Annotated in this window: 22 protein-coding genes; 5 read left to right on the top strand and 17 right to left on the bottom strand. The window is 58.8% G+C overall.

Annotation, left to right across the window (positions count from 1 at the left end; all coding sequences use genetic code 11):
* Genes TK42_RS09735 through TK42_RS09715 form a run of 5 tightly spaced genes read left to right on the top strand, consistent with a single transcriptional unit; the run spans position 1 to position 5,047 of the window.
* Positions 1-1,749, top strand: coding sequence for a bifunctional alpha/beta hydrolase/class I SAM-dependent methyltransferase (locus tag TK42_RS09735; RefSeq protein ID WP_103734105.1), 1,749 nt, complete (start codon positions 1-3; stop codon positions 1,747-1,749).
* Positions 1,750-1,751: 2 nt separating this feature from the next.
* Positions 1,752-3,050 carry a phosphatase PAP2/dual specificity phosphatase family protein gene (locus tag TK42_RS09730; protein WP_103734104.1) on the top strand — a complete coding sequence of 433 codons (1,299 nt, stop codon included), beginning with the start codon at positions 1,752-1,754 and terminating at the stop codon, positions 3,048-3,050.
* Positions 3,040-3,483, top strand: coding sequence for a hypothetical protein (locus TK42_RS09725; protein WP_103734103.1), 444 nt, complete (start codon positions 3,040-3,042; stop codon positions 3,481-3,483). The genes TK42_RS09730 and TK42_RS09725 overlap by 11 nt, the downstream gene beginning before the upstream one ends.
* A 9-nt stretch (positions 3,484-3,492) precedes the next feature.
* A complete protein-coding gene (locus tag TK42_RS09720; RefSeq protein ID WP_103734102.1) occupies positions 3,493-4,113 on the top strand; it encodes a 1-acyl-sn-glycerol-3-phosphate acyltransferase in 621 nt (206 codons plus the stop codon).
* A 1-nt stretch (position 4,114) separates the two neighbouring features.
* Positions 4,115-5,047: a phosphatidate cytidylyltransferase gene (locus tag TK42_RS09715; protein ID WP_003195814.1), complete on the top strand. Its 933-nt coding sequence runs from the start codon at positions 4,115-4,117 to the stop codon at positions 5,045-5,047.
* A 149-nt stretch (positions 5,048-5,196) separates the two neighbouring features.
* Here the strand turns inward: TK42_RS09715 and TK42_RS09710 are convergent, their stop codons facing one another.
* The 17 genes from TK42_RS09710 to mnmG form a co-directional block, all read right to left on the bottom strand.
* Positions 5,197-5,583, bottom strand: coding sequence for a hypothetical protein (locus TK42_RS09710; RefSeq protein ID WP_032878619.1), 387 nt, complete (start codon positions 5,581-5,583; stop codon positions 5,197-5,199).
* Between the two features lie 84 nt (positions 5,584-5,667).
* Positions 5,668-7,500 carry a glutamine--fructose-6-phosphate transaminase (isomerizing) gene (gene glmS, locus TK42_RS09705; protein WP_005792598.1) on the bottom strand — a complete coding sequence of 611 codons (1,833 nt, stop codon included), beginning with the start codon at positions 7,498-7,500 and terminating at the stop codon, positions 5,668-5,670.
* A 10-nt stretch (positions 7,501-7,510) separates the two neighbouring features.
* Entirely contained in the window at positions 7,511-8,278 is a 768-nt protein-coding gene (locus TK42_RS09700) for a DeoR/GlpR family DNA-binding transcription regulator (protein WP_032878617.1), read from the bottom strand.
* A gap of 229 nt (positions 8,279-8,507) precedes the next feature.
* The gene (gene glmU, locus TK42_RS09695) at positions 8,508-9,875 is read right to left on the bottom strand and encodes a bifunctional UDP-N-acetylglucosamine diphosphorylase/glucosamine-1-phosphate N-acetyltransferase GlmU (protein WP_032878616.1); all 1,368 of its coding nucleotides are present in this window, start codon (positions 9,873-9,875) and stop codon (positions 8,508-8,510) included.
* A 123-nt stretch (positions 9,876-9,998) separates the two neighbouring features.
* Positions 9,999-10,415 (bottom strand): F0F1 ATP synthase subunit epsilon, encoded by a 417-nt coding sequence (locus tag TK42_RS09690; RefSeq protein ID WP_005792601.1) that lies wholly within the window; start codon positions 10,413-10,415, stop codon positions 9,999-10,001.
* 44 nt (positions 10,416-10,459) lie between these two features.
* Complete coding sequence (gene atpD, locus TK42_RS09685; RefSeq protein WP_003195827.1) at positions 10,460-11,836, bottom strand: F0F1 ATP synthase subunit beta; 1,377 nt, start codon at positions 11,834-11,836, stop codon at positions 10,460-10,462.
* Between the two features lie 27 nt (positions 11,837-11,863).
* Positions 11,864-12,724 (bottom strand): F0F1 ATP synthase subunit gamma, encoded by an 861-nt coding sequence (gene atpG / locus TK42_RS09680; RefSeq protein WP_005792602.1) that lies wholly within the window; start codon positions 12,722-12,724, stop codon positions 11,864-11,866.
* A gap of 50 nt (positions 12,725-12,774) precedes the next feature.
* Positions 12,775-14,319 carry a F0F1 ATP synthase subunit alpha gene (atpA, locus tag TK42_RS09675; protein WP_003195831.1) on the bottom strand — a complete coding sequence of 515 codons (1,545 nt, stop codon included), beginning with the start codon at positions 14,317-14,319 and terminating at the stop codon, positions 12,775-12,777.
* A 21-nt stretch (positions 14,320-14,340) separates the two neighbouring features.
* Positions 14,341-14,877 carry a F0F1 ATP synthase subunit delta gene (locus TK42_RS09670; protein WP_003195833.1) on the bottom strand — a complete coding sequence of 179 codons (537 nt, stop codon included), beginning with the start codon at positions 14,875-14,877 and terminating at the stop codon, positions 14,341-14,343.
* A 12-nt stretch (positions 14,878-14,889) separates the two neighbouring features.
* A complete protein-coding gene (locus TK42_RS09665; RefSeq protein ID WP_003195835.1) occupies positions 14,890-15,360 on the bottom strand; it encodes a F0F1 ATP synthase subunit B in 471 nt (156 codons plus the stop codon).
* A gap of 56 nt (positions 15,361-15,416) precedes the next feature.
* Complete coding sequence (gene atpE, locus TK42_RS09660) at positions 15,417-15,674, bottom strand: F0F1 ATP synthase subunit C (RefSeq protein ID WP_002555987.1); 258 nt, start codon at positions 15,672-15,674, stop codon at positions 15,417-15,419.
* Between the two features lie 133 nt (positions 15,675-15,807).
* A complete protein-coding gene (gene atpB / locus TK42_RS09655) occupies positions 15,808-16,677 on the bottom strand; it encodes a F0F1 ATP synthase subunit A (RefSeq protein WP_003195886.1) in 870 nt (289 codons plus the stop codon).
* 16 nt (positions 16,678-16,693) lie between these two features.
* Positions 16,694-17,101, bottom strand: coding sequence for a F0F1 ATP synthase subunit I (locus TK42_RS09650; RefSeq protein WP_010565865.1), 408 nt, complete (start codon positions 17,099-17,101; stop codon positions 16,694-16,696).
* 148 nt (positions 17,102-17,249) lie between these two features.
* Positions 17,250-18,122, bottom strand: coding sequence for a ParB/RepB/Spo0J family partition protein (locus tag TK42_RS09645; protein ID WP_032878614.1), 873 nt, complete (start codon positions 18,120-18,122; stop codon positions 17,250-17,252).
* 9 nt (positions 18,123-18,131) lie between these two features.
* The gene (locus TK42_RS09640) at positions 18,132-18,929 is read right to left on the bottom strand and encodes a ParA family protein (RefSeq protein ID WP_005792605.1); all 798 of its coding nucleotides are present in this window, start codon (positions 18,927-18,929) and stop codon (positions 18,132-18,134) included.
* Positions 18,930-18,947: 18 nt separating this feature from the next.
* The gene (gene rsmG, locus TK42_RS09635; RefSeq protein ID WP_032878612.1) at positions 18,948-19,592 is read right to left on the bottom strand and encodes a 16S rRNA (guanine(527)-N(7))-methyltransferase RsmG; all 645 of its coding nucleotides are present in this window, start codon (positions 19,590-19,592) and stop codon (positions 18,948-18,950) included.
* The gene (mnmG, locus tag TK42_RS09630) at positions 19,589-21,481 is read right to left on the bottom strand and encodes a tRNA uridine-5-carboxymethylaminomethyl(34) synthesis enzyme MnmG (RefSeq protein ID WP_005792607.1); all 1,893 of its coding nucleotides are present in this window, start codon (positions 21,479-21,481) and stop codon (positions 19,589-19,591) included. The genes rsmG and mnmG overlap by 4 nt, the downstream gene beginning before the upstream one ends.
* Between the last annotated feature and the right edge of the window lie 74 nt (positions 21,482-21,555).

The raw sequence follows: 21,555 nt of genomic DNA, 5'->3' as shown, positions 1-21,555 counted from the left end.
ATGCGCGAACAGCAAGTGCACACCTTCAGTACCCATGATGGCGTCGAGCTTTTCTACCGGCACTGGCCGGCCACGGCAGACGCCGGGCCGCGCAAGGCAATCCTGTTGTTCCATCGCGGCCATGAGCACTCCGGACGTATTGCCCACCTGGTGGATGAACTGGACTTACCGGGGTTTGATTTCTTCGCCTGGGACGCCCGCGGCCACGGCCAATCGCCCGGCGAGCGCGGCGACAGCCCCAGCTTTGCCACCAGTGCCCGTGATGTGCAGACCTTCTGCGACCATATCGGCGCCACCTACGGCATCGAAGAGCAAAACCTGGCCGTGATCGCCCAAAGCGTCGGCGCGGTGATCGCGGCCACCTGGGTCCACGATTACGCGCCAAAAATCCGCGCCCTGGTGCTCGCCTCGCCGGCCTTCAAGGTCAAGCTGTACGTGCCCTTCGCCCGCCCGGGCCTGGCCTTGATGCGCAGGTTTCGTGGCAACTTTTTCGTCAACAGCTACGTCAAGGCCAAGTTCCTCAGCCATGACCCGGAACGGGTGGCGTCCTACGACAGCGATCCGCTGATCACCAAGGCCATCTCGGTGAATGTGCTGCTTGGCCTGTACGAAGCGGCCGACCGGGTTGTAGCCGACGCCCAGGCGATCCAGGTGCCGACCCAGTTGCTTATCTCCGGCTCCGATTTTGTGGTGCACCGTAAACCCCAGCAGCAATTTTTCGACCGCCTCGGCAGCCTGAAAAAAGAGCTGCATATCCTCCCTGGGTTTTTCCACGACACCCTCGGTGAACGTGACCGAGCCGTGGCCGTGAGCAGCGCCAAACGCTTTATCCTGCAGAACTTCGTACACCCGCTGGACCGCGCCTCTCTACTGGACGCCGACAAACTTGGCGCCACCTGCGCCGAATCCGAATCCCTTGCCGCGCCACTGCCACGCAATTCCCTGCGCGACCTCTACTGGCGCATGACCCGCGCCAGCATGGGCCTGGGCAAGAACCTGTCGGACGGCGTGAAACTGGGCTTCGACACCGGTTTCGACTCCGGCAGCACGCTGGACTACGTGTATCGCAATAAGCCTACCGGCAAGGGCGGGCTGGGGCGGATGATCGACACCAACTACCTCAACTCCATTGGCTGGCGCGGTATTCGCCAGCGCAAGCTGAACGTCGAGGAACTGCTGCGCCTGGCCATGACCAAGCTGCGTGACGAGCACCGCGAGGTCCGTATCGTCGATATCGCCGCCGGCCACGGCCGTTACATCCTTGAAGCCTTGCAGGGCGTATCGCCGTTGCCGGAGTCGATCCTGCTGCGCGACTACAGCGACATCAACGTGCGCGACGGTGGCGCGCTGATTCGCGAGAAGGGCTTGGGGGACATCGCCCAGTTCATCAAAGGCGATGCGTTCGACCGCGCCGACCTGGCTGCCCTGGACCCCAAGCCGACCTTGGCCGTGGTGTCCGGGTTGTATGAGTTGTTTGCCGATAACGCCATAGTCGGCGGTTCACTGGCGGGCCTGGCCGAAGCTGTGGAACCTGGCGGTTACCTGGTCTACACCGGGCAGCCGTGGCACCCGCAGTTGGAGCTGATTGCCCGCGCGCTCACCAGCCACCGCCAGGGCCAGGCCTGGGTGATGCGTCGGCGCAGCCAGGCGGAAATGGACCAGTTGGTTGAAGCTGCGGGCTTTCGCAAGATCACCCAGCGCGTGGATGAGTGGGGCATTTTCACTGTGTCCCTGGCACAGAAGATCTGAACATGCGCGAACCCGGTTTATTGAAACCAGCGGTGCTCTGGCTGCTGCTGTTGGCGCCGCTGTTTTTCAGCACCTACGGCTTCGCCACCTGGGTCACCAGCCAGCGCAGCGACGTCGGCACGCTGGTGTTCGGCTGGGAAAGCCATATGCCGTTCTGGGCCTGGACCATCGTGCCCTATTGGTCCATCGACCTGCTCTACGGCTTCTCTCTGCTGCTGCCCAATACACGGCATGAGCTGAAACAACATGCACTGCGTCTGCTGAGTGCGCAGGTGATTGCCGTCAGTTGCTTCCTGATCTGGCCATTGCGCTTTACCTTTGAGCGGCCAGAACTGGACGGCGTGTTTGGCTGGCTATTCGCGGTGCTGGCCGGTTTCGACAAACCGTTCAACCAGGCGCCTTCGCTGCATATCGCATTGCTGGTGATCCTGTGGGTCATGTACCAGCGGCACACCCAGGGGGTCTGGCGCTGGGTGGTGCACGGCTGGTTTGCGCTGATCGGCATCTCGGTGCTGACTACTTATCAACATCACTTTATCGACTTACCCACAGGCGCCCTCGCGGGGTGGCTGTGCGTGTGGTTATGGCCAGTGGAGCACCCGAGCCCATTGTTGAGTGCGCGGTTGACGCGGGATACCCAACGCTGGCGCCTGGCTGTGCGCTACGGGCTGGGCACGCTATTACTGCTGGCACTTGCCCTGGTACTGGGCGGCGGCTGGCTGTGGCTGCTGTGGCCAGCGGTTTCCCTGGGTTTGATCACCGCCAACTACCTTGTGATCGGCGCGTCGGGCTTTCAAAAACGTGCGGATGGCCGCCTTACGCCTGCAGCCCGCTGGTTGTATGCGCCTTATTTAGCGGGTGCGTGGGTCAATTCGCGGCTGTGGACACGCAAACATCCACAGCCGGACCTGATTGTGGATAACGTCTGGCTGGGGCGCATTCCTACGGCCAGCGAGCAGGGCTCGTTCAGGGCTATTGTCGATCTGTGCGCCGAACTGCCGATTAATCCACTGGGCCGCGCTTATGCCTGCGTGCCGGTACTGGACCTCGTCACCCCGACAGCCGACGAATGCCTGGAAGCCGCACACGCCATTGAACGCCTGCGAACGAGCGGCCCCTTGCTGGTGTGCTGCGCCCTCGGTTACTCCCGTAGCGCCACTGCTGTCGCCGCCTGGCTGCTGAATACTGGCCGAGCCGCCACGGTCGATGAAGCACTGGCTATTATTCGTACAGCACGGGCCACTGTGGTCCTGCACCCCGCACACCGTAAAGCGTTGGAGGGTTTGCACCATGCACCCTGATATGGAACTCCAGATAGTTGCCAGCCTGCTACGCCGTGGCCGTTCCCTGGATCAGTTATCCACAGGCCTGACGTTGCTCGGCATACTGTTCGGCCTCGCCCAATTGTTGTTGGCCAGTATCTCGACGATCTGCCTGCTGCTGGCCCTGTGGATGATCGTGCTGGGCCTGCTGCAAAAGTACTGGGCGCTGCGAGTGGCCTTCGACGCCGACCTGTTCGCCTTGCTGGCCCGCGACGTTACCCGCACTCCAGACCTTGACCAGGCCCTGCAAACCCTCGGCCTGCAATCGTCCAAGCGAGCCGGTCGGCCGTGGACCGAACGCCGCCGTGGCGCCCTTAAACTGTTGCGTAAACAAGCCTGGTTGCTGGGCGCGCAAGCGCTGCTGACCTTGGGCGTCATCCTCGCCAGCCCTTGGCTGCCTTTCGCCGGATAAGGAATTCCCATGTTCGAACCCGTGGTCGCCACGCTGATTACCTCCATGGCCCGCACCGTCACCGGCGCTCGCAGCCTGTGGCTGGGGTGCGCGCCAGTACCGGTGCAACGCATCTATTTCGCCAACCACAGCAGCCACGGTGACTTCGTGCTGGTGTGGGCGTCGCTGCCGCAGAACCTGCGCAAATTCACACGCCCGGTGGCCGGCAGCGATTACTGGAACAAGAGCGCGCTGCGCCGCTACATCATCAACCGGGTGTTCAATGGCGTGCTGATCGACCGCGAGCGCAAAGAGCCTGTGGATAACCCATTGCTGCCCATGCTCGCGGCTCTGGAAGGCGGTGACTCGCTGATCATTTTTCCTGAAGGCACGCGCAATCTGGAGGATGGCTTACTGCCGTTCAAAAGCGGTTTGTATCACCTGGCAAAAAGTTACCCACAGGCCGAGTTGGTCCCCGTGTGGATAGCCAACCTCAACCGGGTCATGCCCAAGGGTCGCGTATTGCCACTGCCGTTGTTATGCACAACCAGCTTCGGTGCGCCCCTGCAATTGGAAGAAGGCGAAGACAAAGCCGCATTCCTCGCCCGTACCCGCGATGCCCTGCTCGCCCTCGCCCCGGAGCACTCCTGAAATGGATAGCCAAACCCTGATGTTGTTCGGCGGCATCGGCGCGATCCTGGTCATCGCCTCGCTGATCGGCCTGATCCTCAAGCTGCGCACCCGTGGCAGCCCCAACGCAGTCATCGACAACCTCAACGCCCGCATCAACGCCTGGTGGGTCATGGTGGTAGTGATCGGCGTCGCCTTCTGGCTCGGCACCGGCGCGGTGATCCTGCTGTTCTACGCGGTGTCGTTCTACGCCCTGCGCGAATTCCTGACCCTCACCCCGACCCGGCGCAGCGACTATCCGGCGCTGGTGGCCGCGTTTTACCTTGCCCTGCCGCTTCAATACCTGCTGATCTACGCCGACTGGTATGGGCTGTTCTCGATCTTCATCCCGGTGTACGTGTTCCTGCTGCTGCCGATCCTCGCCTCCCTTGGCGGCGACAGCACACACTTCCTGGAACGCGCCTCGAAGGTGCAATGGGGGCTGATGATCGCGGTGTTCTGCGTGTCCTTCGTCCCTGCCCTGCTGACGTTGGACATCCCCGGCTACGAAGGCCGTAACCTGTTGTTGATCGCTTACCTGGTGATCGTGGTGCAACTTTCGGACGTGCTGCAGTACGTATGCGGCAAGCTGTTCGGCAAACACAAGATCGCGCCTAACCTGTCACCGTCGAAAACCGTGGAGGGGTTTGTGGGCGGCATTCTGCTGTCGTCCTTGATCGGCGCGGCGCTGTGGTGGACCACACCGTTCAACCCGTGGCAGTCGTTCTTGATTGCGCTGTTGATCAACCTGCTGGGCTTTGCCGGCGGGATTGTGATGTCGGCGATCAAGCGTGACCGCGGCGTGAAGGACTGGGGGCACATGATCGAAGGGCACGGTGGGATGCTGGATCGGCTGGATTCGGTGTGCTTCGCGGCGCCGATCTTCTTTCACCTCGTGCGCTACTGGTGGACCTGACTCCATCCCTTTTTCAGCACCAATGAAGATCAAAATGTGGGAGGAGGCTTGCCTCCGATAGCGGTTTGTCAGTAACTGCCTATGCTGGCTGATACACCGCAATCGGGAGCAAGCCCCCTCCCACCTTGGACTTGTGGTGCTTTCAGGGTTTAAGCAAAGTCTGAAACTGGTGCAGCAGTGATCTCGACATAGCTAGACTCCCCTCCGCCTATCGCACCCGATAGCCAGCCCCAAACGAAACTCAGCGTGGTGCGCCCGGCGTGATCCACGCCTACCGTGCCACGTGACCACCCCGCGCGCAGTTCACCTTCCAGGGTTACGCACTGAAATAGCAGCTCGATGGTCTCTGCACCGGTCACCCGCCCGACCTGCGTGCCCACGCGAATCCGGCCACCGTGGTAAGTGCTCGAAATCACGCCATCTTCGATTTGGTAATGAAACACGGTGCCGGTGCCGGACACCCCTTGGGCGTTGTTCGCGACCGCAAACCGACGATCGTGCAAACGTGCGTGGACAGTAGCAGAAGGGTGTTGCATCAGTACGCATCCTCGAATTAAGCGAATCCAAAACGTAAAAAAGGGGCTGTTGAAAACAGCCCCTTTTGGGTACGTCAGTAAGCCTTACTCCACCGTCACCGACTTAGCCAGGTTACGCGGCTGGTCAACGTCGGTGCCTTTGAGCACGGCGACGTAGTACGACAGCAACTGCAGCGGGATGGTGTAGAGGATCGGCGACAGGGTGTCGTGAATGTGCGGCATGTTGATCACGTGGGTGCCTTCACCATTGGTCATGCCTGCCTTCTCATCTGCGAAGACGATCAGTTGGCCGCCACGGGCGCGTACTTCCTGCAGGTTGGACTTGAGCTTCTCCAGCAGTTCGTTGTTCGGCGCGACGGTGACCACCGGCATGTCGTCATCCACCAGGGCCAGTGGGCCGTGCTTCAGCTCACCGGCCGGGTAGGCTTCAGCGTGGATGTACGAGATTTCCTTGAGTTTCAGCGAGCCTTCCATTGCCACGGGGTATTGCGCGCCACGGCCCAGGAACAGGGTGTGGTTCTTGTCAGCGAACAGCTCGGCGACTTTTTCCACGGTGCTGTCCATGGCCAGGGCTTCACCCAGGCGGGTGGGCAGACGACGCAGTTCTTCCACCAGAGTGGCTTCGACGCCCTCGGCGAGGGTGCCGCGTACTTGGCCCAGGGACAGGGTCAGCAGCAGCAGGCCCACCAGTTGAGTCGTGAAGGCTTTGGTGGAGGCTACGCCGATTTCGCGACCGGCTTGGGTCAGCAGGGTCAGGTCGGATTCACGCACCAGGGAGCTGATGCTGACGTTGCAGATGGCCAGGCTGCCGAGGAAGCCCAGCTCCTTGGCGTTGCGCAGGGCAGCCAGGGTGTCGGCGGTTTCGCCGGACTGGGAGATGGTCACGAACAGGGTGTCTGGCTGCACCACCACTTTGCGGTAGCGGAACTCGCTGGCGACTTCGACCTGGCACGGGATGCCGGCCAATTCTTCCAGCCAATAACGCGCGACCATACCGGCGTGGTAGCTGGTGCCACAGGCAACGATTTGTACATTGCGCACTTTGGCGAACAGTTCGGCGGCTTGCGGGCCGAAGGCGTTGACCAGCACCTGGTTCTGGCTCAGGCGACCTTCCAGGGTGCGTTGCACCACGGATGGCTGCTCGTGGATTTCCTTGAGCATAAAGTGGCGGAACTCGCCTTTGTCGGCGGCTTCGGCACCGTCGCGGTATTGCACGGCTTCACGCTCGACCGACTGACCGTCAACGTCCCAGATCTGTACGCTTTCACGGCGGATGTCGGCAATATCGCCTTCTTCCAGGTACATGAAACGGTCGGTCACCTGGCGCAGGGCCAGTTGGTCGGAGGCAAGGAAGTTCTCGCCCAGGCCCAGGCCGATTACCAATGGGCTGCCACTGCGCGCGGCAACCAAGCGGTCAGGCTGGCTGGCACTGATCACGGCCAGGCCGTAGGCGCCGTGCAGCTCTTTGACTGTGGCCTTGAGGGCCGTGGTCAGGTCACTGTGGTCTTTGAGCTTGTGGTTGAGCAGGTGGGCGATCACTTCGGTGTCGGTGTCCGAGGTGAACACGTAGCCCAGGCCCTTGAGTTGCTCACGCAGCACTTCGTGGTTTTCGATGATGCCGTTGTGCACCACCGCCAGGTCACCGGAAAAATGCGGGTGGGCGTTGCGTTCGCACGGCGCGCCGTGGGTGGCCCAACGGGTGTGGGCGATACCCAGGCGACCCGCCAGAGGCTCGCCGGCCAGAGCCTGGTCCAACTCGCTGACCTTGCCCGGGCGGCGCATGCGCTCCAGCTTGCCGGCGTTGGTGAAGACGGCCACGCCTGCGCTGTCATAGCCGCGGTATTCCAGGCGCTTGAGGCCTTCGATCAGGATAGCAGTTACGTTACGTTCGGCGACTGCGCCAACAATTCCACACATGGTGTTTCTCCTAGATGACTGCCGCGCATATCAGCGTAATGCCGCGGGCTTGGATCTGGTCGCGGGCCTCAAGTGGCAGGCGATCATCGGTAATAAGGGTATGGACGCTGCTCCAGGGCAGCTCCAGGTTGGGAATCTTGCGGCCAATCTTGTCGGACTCGACCATCACCACCACTTCACGGGCGACCTCAGCCATCACCCGGCTCAGGCCCAGCAGTTCGTTGAAGGTGGTGGTGCCGCGCTGCAAGTCGATGCCGTCGGCGCCAATGAACAACTGATCGAAATCGTAAGAACGCAGCACCTGCTCGGCAACCTGCCCCTGGAACGAGTCCGAATGCGGGTCCCAGGTACCGCCGGTCATTAACAGCACCGGTTCATGTTCCAGTTCGCTCAGGGCGCGGGCCACATTCAAGGAGTTGGTCATAACCACCAGCCCGGGTTGATGACCGAGTTCCGGAATCATGGCGGCGGTGGTGCTGCCGCTGTCGATGATGATGCGCGCATGTTCACGCAAGCGCACCACGGCCGCACGTGCGATGGCACGCTTGTAGGCCGAGATGGGCTGGGCGGCGTCGCCCACCAGCTCTTGGGGCATGGTGATTGCGCCACCGTAGCGACGCAGAAGCAGGCCGTTACTTTCGAGGGCGGCTAAGTCCTTGCGGATGGTGACTTCCGAAGTTTCGAAACGCTTGGCCAGTTGGTCCACGCTGACTTCGCCCTGCTCATTGAGCAAGGTGAGGATATTGTGGCGCCGCTGGGGAGTATTTCGTTTCGACATGGCAGTGATAAGTTTCGTTCCGAAAGATAACGAAGGCAATCAAAACCTATTGGCGAAAGATCGTCAAGCGGGGGCGATAACTATTTTTCGAACAACACCGGCAAATGTGGGAGGGGGCTTGCCCCCGATGGCGGTGTGTCAGTCACCTGATGAGTTGACTGGTCCACCGCTATCGGGAGCAAGCCCCCTTCCACATTGGAGTTTTGACGCTGCCAAGGCTGTGGACAACTCAGGTCTTCTTGATTTTGACCGGGCGTTTCCAACCGTCGATATTGCGTTGACGGGCGCGGGCTACCGCCAGCTGGGACTTATCCACATCCTGGTTGATGGTCGAGCCTGCCGCCGTATTTGAACCATCGCCAATGGTGACGGGTGCAATCAGCGAGTTATTGGAGCCAATGAATACATCTTCACCAATCGTCGTCTGGTACTTGTTGGCGCCGTCATAGTTGCAGGTGATGGTGCCGGCACCAATGTTGGTGCGGGCGCCGATGACGGCATCGCCCAGGTAAGTCAGGTGACCGACTTTTGCACCTTCGCCGAGGTGTGCGTTTTTCAGTTCGACAAAGTTACCCACATGGGCCTTGGCCCCCAGCTCGCTACCTGGACGCAAGCGCGCAAACGGCCCCGCATCGCTGCCCTCACCCATCACGGCACCGTCGACATGGCTGTTGGCCTTGACGACCACGCCTTTGCGCAAGGTGCTGTCCTTGATCACGCAGTTCGGGCCGATGACCACATTGTCTTCAATGATCACCCGGCCTTCGAGGATCACGTTGATATCGATCAGCACGTCGCGGCCTACTGTTACGTCGCCACGCACATCGAAACGCGCCGGGTCACGCAGGGTCACGCCCTGGGCCATCAGACGCAGGCCTTCACGCAACTGGTAGTGACGCTCCAGCTCTGCAAGCTGCTTGCGGTCGTTGGCGCCCTGCACTTCCATCGGGTCGTGGGGCTGCTCAGTGGCGACCACCAGGCCATCGCTGACGGCCATCTCAATGACATCGGTGAGGTAGTACTCGCCCTGGGCATTGTTGTTGGACAGACGGCTCATCCAGTCGCCCAGCTTATCGGCAGGTACGGCAAGAATGCCGGTGTTGCCTTCGGTAATGGCGCGCTGGGCTTCACTGGCGTCCTTGTGCTCGACGATCGCGGCAACCTTGCCGTCGGCATTGCGCACGATGCGGCCATAGCCGGTAGGGTCGTCCAACTCAACGGTGAGCAAGCCCATCTGGCCAGGCACTACGTGCTTGAGCAGTCGTTGCAGGGTTTCTACTTCAATCAGCGGTACATCGCCATAGAGGATCAGCACCGTGTCGGCGGTAATGAAGGGCACGGCTTGCGCGGTAGCGTGGCCGGTGCCCAGTTGCTTGTCTTGCAATACGAAATTCAAGTCGTCCGCAGCCAGACGCTCACGGACCACGTCTGCACCGTGGCCAATCACCACATGAATACGTTGCGGGTCCAATTGCCGGGCGCTGTGGATAACATGACCCAGCATGGAGTTACCCGCGACCGGGTGCAGCACCTTGGGCAGGGCTGAACGCATACGGGTGCCCTGGCCTGCGGCGAGAATGACGATTTCAAGAGACATGAATGGCTACCAATCCTGGGCGGTCCGGGTTCAGACCAAAGAAGTGTTTTGCAAAAAAAGAAAAAGGGTAGCCGAGGCCACCCTTTTTAATCAATCACGCATGAAGTGTAACGGCAAGGCCGCTTACTTCTTGCGGATCTGCTGGAGCGTGCGCAGCTGAGCTGCAGCCTCGGCCAGACGAACTGCAGCAGCGCTGTAGTCGAAGTCTGCGCCTTTTTCGTTCAGGGCCTTCTCGGCAGCCTTGACGGCTTCCTGAGCGGAGGCTTCATCCAGGTCGCCAGCACGTTGCACGGTGTCGGCAAGTACCTTGACCATGTTCGGCTGAACCTCGAGGAAACCACCAGAGATGTAGAACACCTCTTTTTCCCCGCCTTGCTTGGTCAGAGTGATCGGACCTGGCTTCAAGCTTGTGATCAGCGGGGCGTGACCCATGGCGATACCAAGATCACCCAAGTCGCCGTGCGCTGTTACAAACTCGACCAGACCGGAGAAAATTTCCCCTTCCGCGCTGACGATATCGCAATGGACTGTCATAGCCATCTGATTGCCTCAACCTGATGAGCGCCCGTTGCCGGGCGCCTGGATTACAGTTTCTTGGCTTTCTCGATCGCTTCTTCGATGCCGCCGACCATGTAGAACGCTTGTTCTGGCAGGTGGTCGTAGTCACCGTTGAGGATGCCTTTGAAGCCAGCAATGGTGTCTTTCAGGGAAACGTATTTACCCGAGGCACCGGTGAAGACTTCAGCCACGAAGAACGGCTGCGACAAGAAACGCTGGATCTTACGAGCACGGTTTACCAACTGCTTGTCGGCTTCCGACAGCTCGTCCATACCCAGGATCGCAATGATGTCCTTCAGTTCTTTGTAACGCTGCAGCACGTACTGAACGCCGCGAGCGGTGTCGTAGTGCTCCTGGCCGATCACGTTCGGATCCAGCTGGCGCGAAGTCGAGTCGAGTGGATCGACCGCTGGGTAGATACCCAGGGAAGCGATGTCACGGGACAGAACGACGGTGGCGTCCAAGTGGGCGAAGGTGGTGGCTGGCGACGGGTCGGTCAAGTCATCCGCAGGTACGTATACCGCTTGGATCGAGGTGATCGAACCTTCCTTGGTCGAAGTGATACGTTCTTGCAGAACGCCCATCTCTTCAGCCAGGGTCGGCTGGTAACCTACTGCAGAAGGCATACGGCCCAGCAGTGCGGATACTTCAGTACCGGCCAGGGTGTAACGGTAGATGTTGTCGACGAACAACAGAACGTCGTTACCTTCGTCACGGAACTTCTCGGCCATGGTCAGGCCAGTCAGTGCTACGCGCAGACGGTTTCCCGGCGGCTCGTTCATCTGACCGTAAACCAGTGCCACTTTGTCCAGAACGTTGGAGTCCTTCATCTCGTGGTAGAAGTCGTTACCCTCACGAGTACGCTCACCCACACCGGCGAACACGGAATAACCGCTGTGCTCGATGGCGATGTTACGGATCAGTTCCATCATGTTTACGGTCTTGCCTACACCGGCACCACCGAACAGACCGACTTTACCGCCTTTGGCGAACGGGCAAACCAGGTCGATAACCTTGATGCCGGTTTCCAGCAGGTCGTTGCCGCCCGCTTGTTCTGCGAACGAAGGTGCTGCGCGGTGAATGCCCCAGCGCTCTTCGGTAGCGATCGGGCCAGCTTCGTCGATCGGGTTGCCCAGTACGTCCATGATCCGGCCCAGGGTCGCTTTACCGACCGGTACGGAGATGGCAGCGCCAGTGTCGACAACGTCCAGACCGCGCTTCAAGCCTTCGGTGGAACCCATCGCAATGGTACGAACTACGCCGTCGCCCAGCTGTTGCTGAACTTCCAGGGTAGTTTCCGCGCCTTGTACTTTCAGCGCGTTGTAGATGCTCGGTACGCTGTCGCGTGGAAATTCCACGTCGATAACGGCGCCGATGATTTGAACGATACGTCCGCTACTCATAGCTGGATCCTCTGAATATTTGAACCGTTAAACCGCGGCAGCGCCGCCGACGATTTCCGAGATCTCTTGGGTGATCGCAGCCTGACGCGCCTTGTTGTAGATCAGCTGCAAATCGCTGATCAGATCACCGGCGTTATCGGTAGCGTTTTTCATCGCGATCATCCGCGCCGCTTGTTCAGCTGCGTTGTTCTCGACCACCGCCTGGTACACCTGCGACTCCACGTAGCGCACCATCAAGCCATCAAGCAGCTCTTTGGCGTCTGGTTCGTAGAGGTAGTCCCAGTGGTGCTTGAGTTCCTGATCCGGAGTCGCCACCAGTGGAATCAATTGCTCCACGGTTGGCTGCTGGGTCATGGTGTTGATGAACTTGTTGGATACCACGGAAAGGCGGTCAATACGGCCTTCCAGGTACGCATCCAGCATCACCTTCACACTGCCGATCAAATCATTGATCGACGGCTCTTCACCCAGATGGCTGATAGCTGCAACGACGTTACCGCCGAAGTTGCGGAAAAAGGCCGCACCCTTGCTACCCACCACACACAGATCGATCTCGACGCCGTTTTCGCGGTTTACCGCCATGTCCTTGACCAGGGCCTTGAACAGGTTGGTATTCAGACCACCGCACAAACCACGGTCACTGCTCACTACCACATAACCTGCACGCTTGACGGCGCGCTCGATCATGAACGGGTGGCGGTATTCCGGGTTGGCGTTGGCCAGATGCCCAATTACCTGGCGGATACGCTCCGCATAAGGACGGCTAGCAGCCATGCGCATTTGTGCCTTGCGCATTTTGCTGACCGCCACTTTTTCCATGGCGCTGGTAATTTTTTGCGTGCTTTTGATGCTCGCAATCTTACTGCGAATCTCTTTTGCGCCTGCCATGTAACACCTATCAGGTTAGCAAGCGGGAGCCTTGCGGCTCCCGCTGCGGCTTACCAGGTTTGGGTGGCCTTGAACTTCTCGATACCGGCTTTCATGCCAGCGTCGATATCGTCATTGAAGTCACCCTTCACGTTGATCTTCGCCATCAATTCGGCGTGATCGCGGTTGAAGTAAGCAATCAGCGCTTGTTCAAAGCTGCCGACCTTGGCGATTTCAACGTCGGTCAGGAACCCACGCTCAGCGGCATACAGCGACAACGCCATGTCAGCGATCGACATTGGGGCGTATTGCTTCTGCTTCATCAGCTCGGTAACGCGCTGACCATGCTCAAGTTGCTTACGGGTCGCTTCGTCCAGGTCAGAAGCGAACTGGGCGAATGCCGCCAGTTCACGGTACTGAGCCAGAGCGGTACGGATACCACCGGAGAGCTTCTTGATGATCTTGGTCTGAGCGGCACCACCCACACGGGATACCGAAACACCGGCGTTCACAGCAGGACGGATCCCGGAGTTGAACATGGCCGATTCCAGGAAGATCTGACCGTCAGTGATGGAAATCACGTTGGTCGGAACGAACGCGGAAACGTCGCCAGCCTGGGTTTCGATGATCGGCAGTGCGGTCAGGGAACCGGTTTTGCCGGTCACTGCGCCGTTGGTGAACTTCTCTACGTATTCTTCCGAAACGCGGGAAGCGCGCTCCAGCAGACGGGAGTGGAGATAGAACACATCGCCTGGGTAGGCTTCACGGCCTGGTGGACGGCGCAGCAGCAGGGAAATCTGGCGGTAAGCCACTGCTTGCTTGGACAGATCGTCATAAACGATCAGCGCGTCTTCACCGCGGTCGCGGAAGAATTCACCCATGGTGCAACCGGAGTACGGTGCCAGGAATTGCAGCGCAGGAGATTCCGAAGCACTGGCAGCCACGATGATCGTGTTGGCCAGGGCGCCGTTTTCTTCCAGCTTGCGAACCACGTTGGCGATGGTCGATTGCTTCTGACCGATGGCTACGTAGACGCAGAAAATGCCGCTGTCTTTCTGGTTGATGATCGCGTCGATCGCCAGAGCGGTTTTACCGATCTGACGGTCACCGATGATCAGCTCACGCTGGCCACGGCCGACCGGGATCATGGCATCGACAGCCTTGTAGCCTGTCTGTACAGGCTGGTCTACCGACTTACGCCAGATCACGCCTGGAGCAACTTTCTCGACCGCGTCGGTCTCGGTGTTGCCCAGTGGACCTTTACCGTCAACAGGGTTACCCAGTGCGTCGACTACGCGACCCAGCAGTTCCTTACCAACCGGAACTTCCAGGATGCGGCCTGTGCACTTGGCGCTCATGCCTTCAGCCAGACTGGTGTACGCGCCCAATACAACGGCACCTACGGAGTCTTGCTCCAGGTTGAGGGCCATACCGTAGACGCCGCCCGGAAACTCGATCATCTCGCCGTACATTACGTCGGCCAGACCGTGAATCCGCACGATGCCGTCAGATACGCTGACGACAGTGCCTTCGTTACGGGCTTGGGAGGTCACATCGAGCTTGTCGATGCGGCCCTTGATAATTTCACTTATTTCGGAAGGATTGAGTTGCTGCATTGCTCTGCTGCCCCTTCAAACTCAAGATTTCAATGCTTCGGCAAGTTTCGCGATTTTGCCGCGAATCGAGCCATCGATAACCAGGTCGCCGGCACGGATAACAACACCACCAATCAGGGATGCGTCCTCCGAAGCTTGCAGGCGCACTTCCCGATTGAGTCGTGCACTGAGAACCTTGGCGAGTTTGTCTTGCTGTTCTTGGTTCAATGCGAAAGCACTGGTCACTTCAACGTCTACCGATTTCTCTGCTTCGGCCTTGTACAGGTCGAACAGAGCGGCGATCTCCGGCAATAGCGGGAGACGGTCGTTTTCGGCAATGACGTGGATGAAGTTCTGCACCTTCACATCAAACTTGTCGCCGCACACTTCAATAAAAGTGGCGGCCTTGTCTGCGCTCGTCAGGCGCGGGGCCTTGAGCACGCGCTGCATGGTGTCGTCTTGCGACACTGCTGCAGCCAGGCCGAGCATGGCTGACCAAGAGGCCAGCTGCTGGTGGGCCTGGGCGTGCTCGAAGGCTGCCTTAGCGTAAGGTCGGGCCAACGTGGTCAGTTCTGCCATGATCGCCCTCGCTTAAATTTCAGCAGCCAGTTTGTTAACCAGCTCCGCGTGCGCGTTTTGATCGATTGTGGCACCGAGGATCTTCTCAGCACCGCCGACCGCCAGAGCACCCAGTTGGGCACGCAGCGCGTCTTTGACGCCGTTCAGTTCCTGTTCGATCTCGGCATGAGCCGAAGCCTTCACACGGTCAGCTTCGACGCGGGCTTTTTCAACAGCCTCTTCGACGATCTGGTTACCGCGTTTCTTGGCTTGCTCAATGATCTCGGCTGCCTGTGCTTTAGCTTCGCGCAGTTGCTGACCCACTTTCTCGTGGGCCAACTCCAGGTCGCGAGCTGCACGGCTGGCAGCGTCCAAACCATCCGCGATCTTCTTCTGACGTTCGTGCAAAGCCGCGATGACCGGAGGCCACACGAACTTCATGCAAAACACTACAAAAATGAAGAACGCAACGGATTGGCCAATCAGGGTTGCATTAATGTTCACGCCAACACCTCGCTCATTCGTTGTCCATCACCCCAATCACTCGAAAATTCGAGTGATTAGCCAGCGAGTTGACCAACGAAGGGGTTCGCGAAGGTGAAGAACAGTGCGATACCAACGCCGATCATGGTCACGGCGTCGAGCAGGCCGGCGACGATGAACATTTTAACTTGCAGCATTGGGACCATTTCTGGCTGACGCGCTGCGCCTTCCAGGAATTTGCCGCCCAGCAGGCCGAAACCAATGGCAGTACCCAGGGCGCCCAGGCCGATCAACAGTGCAACAGCGATAGCGGTTAGACCAACTACAGTTTCCATCTTTCCTCCCGACTTTTACGTCGTATGGTTTAGGTTTTTTAGATTTTAAAGCGGTAAAACAAATCGTTTCATAGCCCTGTTGGGCCACCTTCCCGTTTGACCGGGAAGGACATCAGACTAGTCGAGACTGGTCTTAATGGTTCTCTTCGTGCGCCATCGACAGATAGACGATGGTCAGCATCATGAAGATGAAGGCCTGCAGGGTAATGATCAGGATGTGGAACACAGCCCACGCCCACTGCAGTACTACGCCCAGGCCGCTAAGCCAGAGCAGACCGCTGCCGAACATCACAGCGATCAGAATGAACACCAGCTCGCCGGCATACATGTTGCCGAACAGTCGCAGAGCCAGGGAAATCGGCTTGGCGATCAGGGTCACGAATTCCAGCAGGAAGTTCACCGGGATCAGCAGGGCTTGAACGAAGATGTTCTTGCTGCCGAACGGGTGCAGGGTCAGTTCGCCGATGAAGCCGCCGATGCCCTTGACCTTGATGCTGTAGAAAATGATCAACGCGAACACCGACAGGGCCATGCCCAGGGTAGCGTTCGGGTCAGTGGTGGATACGGCACGGAATGGGATGTGCGGATCGCCGGAGATCGCCATGGCCAACTGAGGAATCCAGTCCACCGGGATCAGGTCGACGGCGTTCATCAGGAATACCCAGACGAAGATGGTCAGTGCCAACGGTGCAATCACCGGGCTACGGCCATGGAAGCTGTCTTTCACGCTGCCATCGACGAATTCGACCAATACTTCAACGAAGTTCTGCAAAGCACCTGGCTGACCGGAAGTCGCCTTCTTTGCCGCCATGCGGAAAATCAGGACGAAGATCAGACCCAATGCGACCGACCAACCCAGAGTATCCAGGTGGAAAGCCCAGAAACCCATTTCTTTGGCTTCTGCTGCGGTGTGGGCAAAGCCCCAGCCGCCATTAGGAAGCTGACCGAAGGTCAGGTTCTGCAAGTGGTGCTGGATATAGCCCGAAGCGGTTGTTTCTGCCATGGTTGCCTCAAACGCCCTAAGGTTTCGAAAGTCTTGTTTTCATTAGCAGGGGAGCGAACCAGCTGACCAGTTGGGTCAACACGAAGACGCCGAATACAGCCAGCGGCGCCAATGGCTTCACACCTGCAAAGGTCAGTGCAAACAGCACTGCCGTCAAAATCAGTTTCCCTGCTTCGCCGGCATAAAAAGACCGCACGATAGCCTGGGCTGCTCGGGCGCCGGAAAACCGAAAGGCCCTGTGAGCAAAATACATATTGGGCAGCAAGGCTATCAGGCCTCCGCAGAGTCCTGAATATCCGGCTACGACTCCATGCCAGTACCAAAGCGCCAAAGCGGCGATCAGCAAAATGACAAATTGAGCCAACAAAACCGGAAAAACAGCCAAGCGATGGAACGGCAACGTGTTTGGCGTGCGGGTTTCCATCACTCTTGCTCCTCAATGGTCGGCTGCCGGAAATCAATAACTTGGCATAATTTGTGCCGACAAAATGCGCGCAGAGTATAGGGGCGGTTCTGCCCCTATTCAACTGTCGGGTAGTGATTTCCGATCACGCGCTACATAAGCAAATGTTTCAGCGGATGTGGGCAAGGACGCCCTGAAGCTCATCGAGAGAGTTATATCCGATGACCAGTTGCCCTTTGCCCTTCTTGCCGTGGCGAATTTGCACCGCAGAGCCTAGCCGCTCGGCCAGGCGCTGCTCGAGGCGCGCGATATCCGGATCAGGTTTGGTGGTTTCAACCGGTGCAGGTTTACCGCTGAGCCACTGGCGAACCAGGGCCTCGGTCTGACGAACGGTGAGCCCTCGTGCGACAACGTGTCGCGCCCCTTCAACCTGTTGATTTTCCGGCAAACCCAGCAAAGCACGAGCGTGGCCCATTTCCAGATCGCCATGGGACAACATGGTCTTGATGACTTCCGGCAAGGCGATCAGACGCAGCAAGTTGGAAACCGTGACACGGGATTTTCCCACCGCCTCGGCCACTTGTTGCTGGGTAAGCTGAAATTCCTGCTGCAAACGCTGCAATGCGATCGCTTCTTCGATCGGGTTGAGGTCTTCGCGCTGAATGTTTTCGATCAAGGCCATGGCGATGGCGGTTTCATCCGGCACATCGCGCACCATCGCCGGGATGGTTTCCTTGCCAGCCTGTTGGCTCGCGCGCCAGCGACGTTCACCGGCGATGATCTCAAAGCGACCACTGCCAATTGGGCGCACCACAATCGGTTGCATCACGCCCTGGGCCTTGATCGAGTTGGCCAGTTCTTCCAGCGCCTGGGGATCCATGTCCCGGCGTGGCTGGTATTTGCCGCGCTGGATCAGGTCCAGGGGCAAGTGCTGCAGCTCGCGCTCGTCGGCCTGCACCGCTTGTTCTTCAAGCGATGTGACGGTCGGACCACTCAGGAGTGCATCCAGTCCACGTCCGAGACCTCGTTTCTTGACGGCCATGGGGGTTCCTTAAGTTGGCTGGGCTGCAGCGGTGCGTGAATTGCGGCGTTGACGACGAACCATCTCGCCAGCCAGCGCCAGGTAGGCAATGGCACCACGCGAGGATTTATCGTACGCCAGCGCGGGCATGCCATAGCTTGGTGCTTCGGCCAGGCGGATGTTGCGTGGAATCACGGTGTCGTACAACTGATCGCCAAAATGTTCCTTGAGCTGCGCCGAGACATCGTTCATCAGGCTCAGGCGCGGGTCATACATTGTCCGCAGCAGGCCTTCGACTTTCAGGTTCGGGTTGAGCAACTCAGCGATACGCTTGATGTTATCCACAAGGTCGCTCAAGCCCTCAAGGGCGAAGTACTCGCACTGCATGGGGATAATCACCCCATCGGCGGCAACCAGCGCGTTGAGTGTGAGCATCGACAGCGACGGCGGGCAGTCGATCAAAATGTAGTCGTAATTCTCGCGGATAGGTGCCAAGGCGCTGCGCAGACGGCTTTCTTTCATCTGCATTTCCAGCAACACCACTTCCGCCGCGGTCAAATCGCGGTTGGCCGGCAGCAGTTGGTAACCACCGTGCTCGGAATAGTGCATGGCCTGGGCCAGGTCACATTCACCAATCAGCAAATCGTAGACCGAGTTTTCAAGGCCGTGTTTATCCACACCGCTACCCATGGTGGCGTTGCCCTGTGGATCGAGATCGATCAACAGCACCCGACGCTTGGTGGCGACCAGGGATGCTGCGAGGTTGATACAGGTGGTGGTTTTACCCACACCACCTTTCTGGTTCGCAATCGCGAATACCTTAGCCATTCTTGCTTGTGTTCCCAATCATGCCGTGCGGCGCAGTATCAGCAGATGGCGTTGGCCTTGGCAACCGGGGACGGCCAAGGCGTGTTCGCTATCGAGGTGGAAGTCTGCCGGCAATGCTAACAGCTCGTCGCTTGGATGGACGCCCTTCATTGCCAGCCAGCGCGTGTCGCGATCGCCTAGATGGCGAGTCCAGTTGCTGAAGTTCTCCATGCTGCTGAACGCCCGGGAAACAATTCCATGGAAAGGCTGTTCAGGCGTAAAGGCTTCGACGCGACTGTGGATAACGTGCAGGTTGTCCAGCTTGAGTTCGAGTTTGACCTGGGTCAGGAAGCGGGTTTTCTTGCCGTTGCTGTCCAGGCAGGTCACTTGCGACTCGGGAAACAGGATGGCCAGCGGAATACCAGGCATCCCGCCGCCGCTGCCGACATCCAGCCAGCGACCGTTTTCGATGAACGGCATCACACTGAGACTATCGAGCAGATGGCGCGAGACCATTTCGTCTGGATCACGCACTGCGGTCAGGTTGTAGGCCTTGTTCCATTTGATCAACAGGGCCAGGTAGCCCAGCAGTAACTCATGCTGGACCTCGGTCAACGCTACGCCCAACTGGCGCGCCCCTGTGGATAACTCTTCGGCGTGTTGCGAGGTGACCAACGAACTCAAGCGCTTTGCTCCAACTGACGGCCCGCGCCGCGTTTTTTCAAATGAATCATCAACAGCGAAATAGCTGCTGGGGTCACGCCAGGGATACGTGAAGCCTGCCCGAGTGTTTCAGGCCGAGTTATCCCCAGCTTGCTTTGAATTTCTTTCGACAGCCCGGAAATCCCGGTGTAGTCGATATCCACAGGTAACTTGGTATCTTCACTGGCGCGCAGGCGAGCGATTTCGTCCTGCTGGCGATCAATGTAACCGGCGTACTTGGTCTTGATCTCCACCTGTTCGGCGACTTGTGGGTCTTCTGCGCCCTGGCCTGTCACTTCAACCAGACCAGCGTAGTCGATTTCCGGACGAGAAAGCAGGTTGAGCAAGTTGTACTCATGGGTCAACGGCGTGCCGAATTTTTCCGCGATCGCGTCGCCCTGCTCGGTGCCTGGGCGAACCCAGGTACTTTTCAGGCGTTGCTCTTCAAGCGCAATGCTTTCACGTTTTTTGCAGAAGGCAGCCCAGCGCGCGTCATCGACCAAGCCCAACTCGCGACCTTTTTCAGTCAGGCGTAGATCGGCGTTGTCTTCGCGCAGGATCAGACGGTATTCCGCGCGGGAAGTGAACATGCGGTACGGTTCCTGGGTGCCCAGGGTGATCAGGTCATCGACCAATACGCCGATGTACGCTTCATCACGACGCGGGCACCAGCTGTCTTTGCCTTGTGCACGCAATGCCGCGTTGGTTCCGGCCAGCAAACCTTGGGCGCCGGCTTCTTCGTAACCGGTGGTCCCGTTGATTTGGCCAGCAAAGAACAACCCCCCGATCACCTTGGTTTCCAGGCTGTATTTCAGATCACGCGGGTCGAAGTAGTCGTACTCGATGGCGTAGCCGGGACGCACGATGTGCGCATTTTCCATACCGCGAATCGATTGCACGATCTGGATCTGCACATCGAACGGCAGCGAGGTGGAAATCCCGTTGGGGTACAGCTCGTGAGTGGTCAAGCCTTCGGGTTCGATAAAGACCTGGTGGCTTTCCTTGTCGGCAAAGCGGTGGATCTTGTCTTCGATCGACGGGCAATACCGCGGGCCAATGCCTTCGATTACTCCGGAATACATCGGCGAACGATCAAGGTTCGCGGCAATGATTTCGTGGGTACGGGCGTTGGTGTGGGTAATCCAGCAACTGACCTGTTTGGGGTGCTGTTCTTTGGAACCCATGAACGACATCACCGGGATCGGCGTATCACCGGCTTGCTCGGTCATCACCGAGAAATCCACAGAGCGCCCGTCAATGCGTGGCGGGGTACCGGTTTTCAAGCGGCCGACGCGCAGCGGCAGTTCACGCAGACGTTTTGCCAGGGCAATCGACGGAGGATCACCAGCGCGACCACCGGAATAATTTTGCATACCGATGTGGATAAGTCCGCCGAGGAACGTCCCTGTGGTCAGTACTACCGAATCTGCGTGAAAACGCAGACCCATTTGCGTGACGACACCGCGTACCTGGTCCTGCTCGACGATCAGGTCATCGGCAGCCTGCTGAAATATCCACAGGTTCGGCTGGTTTTCCAGGGTTTCGCGCACCGCTGCCTTGTACAGGATGCGGTCGGCCTGGGCTCGGGTAGCCCTTACGGCCGGGCCTTTACGGCTGTTTAGCACGCGAAATTGAATACCACCTTTGTCGGTGGCCATCGCCATTACACCGCCAAGGGCATCGATTTCCTTGACCAGATGGCTTTTGCCAATCCCGCCAATAGCGGGGTTGCAACTCATGGCACCGAGGGTTTCCACGTTGTGCGTAAGCAACAGGGTTTTTACGCCCATGCGTGCTGACGCCAGTGCTGCCTCGGTACCGGCATGACCGCCGCCGATGACGATCACTTCAAAACGGGAAGGGAAATCCACCACGCACCTCGTGCCTGCTTATGTAGGTAATCAGGAATTGTCTGTTGAAAGAGTTTTGGAGCTATGGCGGCAAG

Origin of the sequence: Pseudomonas sp. GZJR-8 (assembly GCF_002916705.1) — a bacterium.
Lineage (GTDB): Bacteria > Pseudomonadota > Gammaproteobacteria > Pseudomonadales > Pseudomonadaceae > Aquipseudomonas > Aquipseudomonas synxantha_A.
The sequence above is the reverse complement of the archived record's forward strand: the minus strand, read 5'-3'. Positions and strand labels throughout refer to the sequence as shown.

Excerpts from the sequence above, each read along its gene's own strand:
- TK42_RS09735 (WP_103734105.1), top strand. The coding sequence starts at position 1 with ATGCGCGAACAGCAAGTGCACACCTTCAGTACCCATGATGGCGTCGAG.
- TK42_RS09730 (WP_103734104.1), top strand. The coding sequence starts at position 1,752 with ATGCGCGAACCCGGTTTATTGAAACCAGCGGTGCTCTGGCTGCTGCTG.
- TK42_RS09725 (WP_103734103.1), top strand. The coding sequence starts at position 3,040 with ATGCACCCTGATATGGAACTCCAGATAGTTGCCAGCCTGCTACGCCGT.
- TK42_RS09720 (WP_103734102.1), top strand. The coding sequence starts at position 3,493 with ATGTTCGAACCCGTGGTCGCCACGCTGATTACCTCCATGGCCCGCACC.
- TK42_RS09715 (WP_003195814.1), top strand. The coding sequence starts at position 4,115 with ATGGATAGCCAAACCCTGATGTTGTTCGGCGGCATCGGCGCGATCCTG.
- TK42_RS09710 (WP_032878619.1), bottom strand. The coding sequence starts at position 5,583 with ATGCAACACCCTTCTGCTACTGTCCACGCACGTTTGCACGATCGTCGG.
- glmS (WP_005792598.1), bottom strand. The coding sequence starts at position 7,500 with ATGTGTGGAATTGTTGGCGCAGTCGCCGAACGTAACGTAACTGCTATC.
- TK42_RS09700 (WP_032878617.1), bottom strand. The coding sequence starts at position 8,278 with ATGTCGAAACGAAATACTCCCCAGCGGCGCCACAATATCCTCACCTTG.
- glmU (WP_032878616.1), bottom strand. The coding sequence starts at position 9,875 with ATGTCTCTTGAAATCGTCATTCTCGCCGCAGGCCAGGGCACCCGTATG.
- TK42_RS09690 (WP_005792601.1), bottom strand. The coding sequence starts at position 10,415 with ATGGCTATGACAGTCCATTGCGATATCGTCAGCGCGGAAGGGGAAATT.
- atpD (WP_003195827.1), bottom strand. The coding sequence starts at position 11,836 with ATGAGTAGCGGACGTATCGTTCAAATCATCGGCGCCGTTATCGACGTG.
- atpG (WP_005792602.1), bottom strand. The coding sequence starts at position 12,724 with ATGGCAGGCGCAAAAGAGATTCGCAGTAAGATTGCGAGCATCAAAAGC.
- atpA (WP_003195831.1), bottom strand. The coding sequence starts at position 14,319 with ATGCAGCAACTCAATCCTTCCGAAATAAGTGAAATTATCAAGGGCCGC.
- TK42_RS09670 (WP_003195833.1), bottom strand. The coding sequence starts at position 14,877 with ATGGCAGAACTGACCACGTTGGCCCGACCTTACGCTAAGGCAGCCTTC.
- atpE (WP_002555987.1), bottom strand. The coding sequence starts at position 15,674 with ATGGAAACTGTAGTTGGTCTAACCGCTATCGCTGTTGCACTGTTGATC.
- atpB (WP_003195886.1), bottom strand. The coding sequence starts at position 16,677 with ATGGCAGAAACAACCGCTTCGGGCTATATCCAGCACCACTTGCAGAAC.
- TK42_RS09650 (WP_010565865.1), bottom strand. The coding sequence starts at position 17,101 with ATGGAAACCCGCACGCCAAACACGTTGCCGTTCCATCGCTTGGCTGTT.
- TK42_RS09645 (WP_032878614.1), bottom strand. The coding sequence starts at position 18,122 with ATGGCCGTCAAGAAACGAGGTCTCGGACGTGGACTGGATGCACTCCTG.
- TK42_RS09640 (WP_005792605.1), bottom strand. The coding sequence starts at position 18,929 with ATGGCTAAGGTATTCGCGATTGCGAACCAGAAAGGTGGTGTGGGTAAA.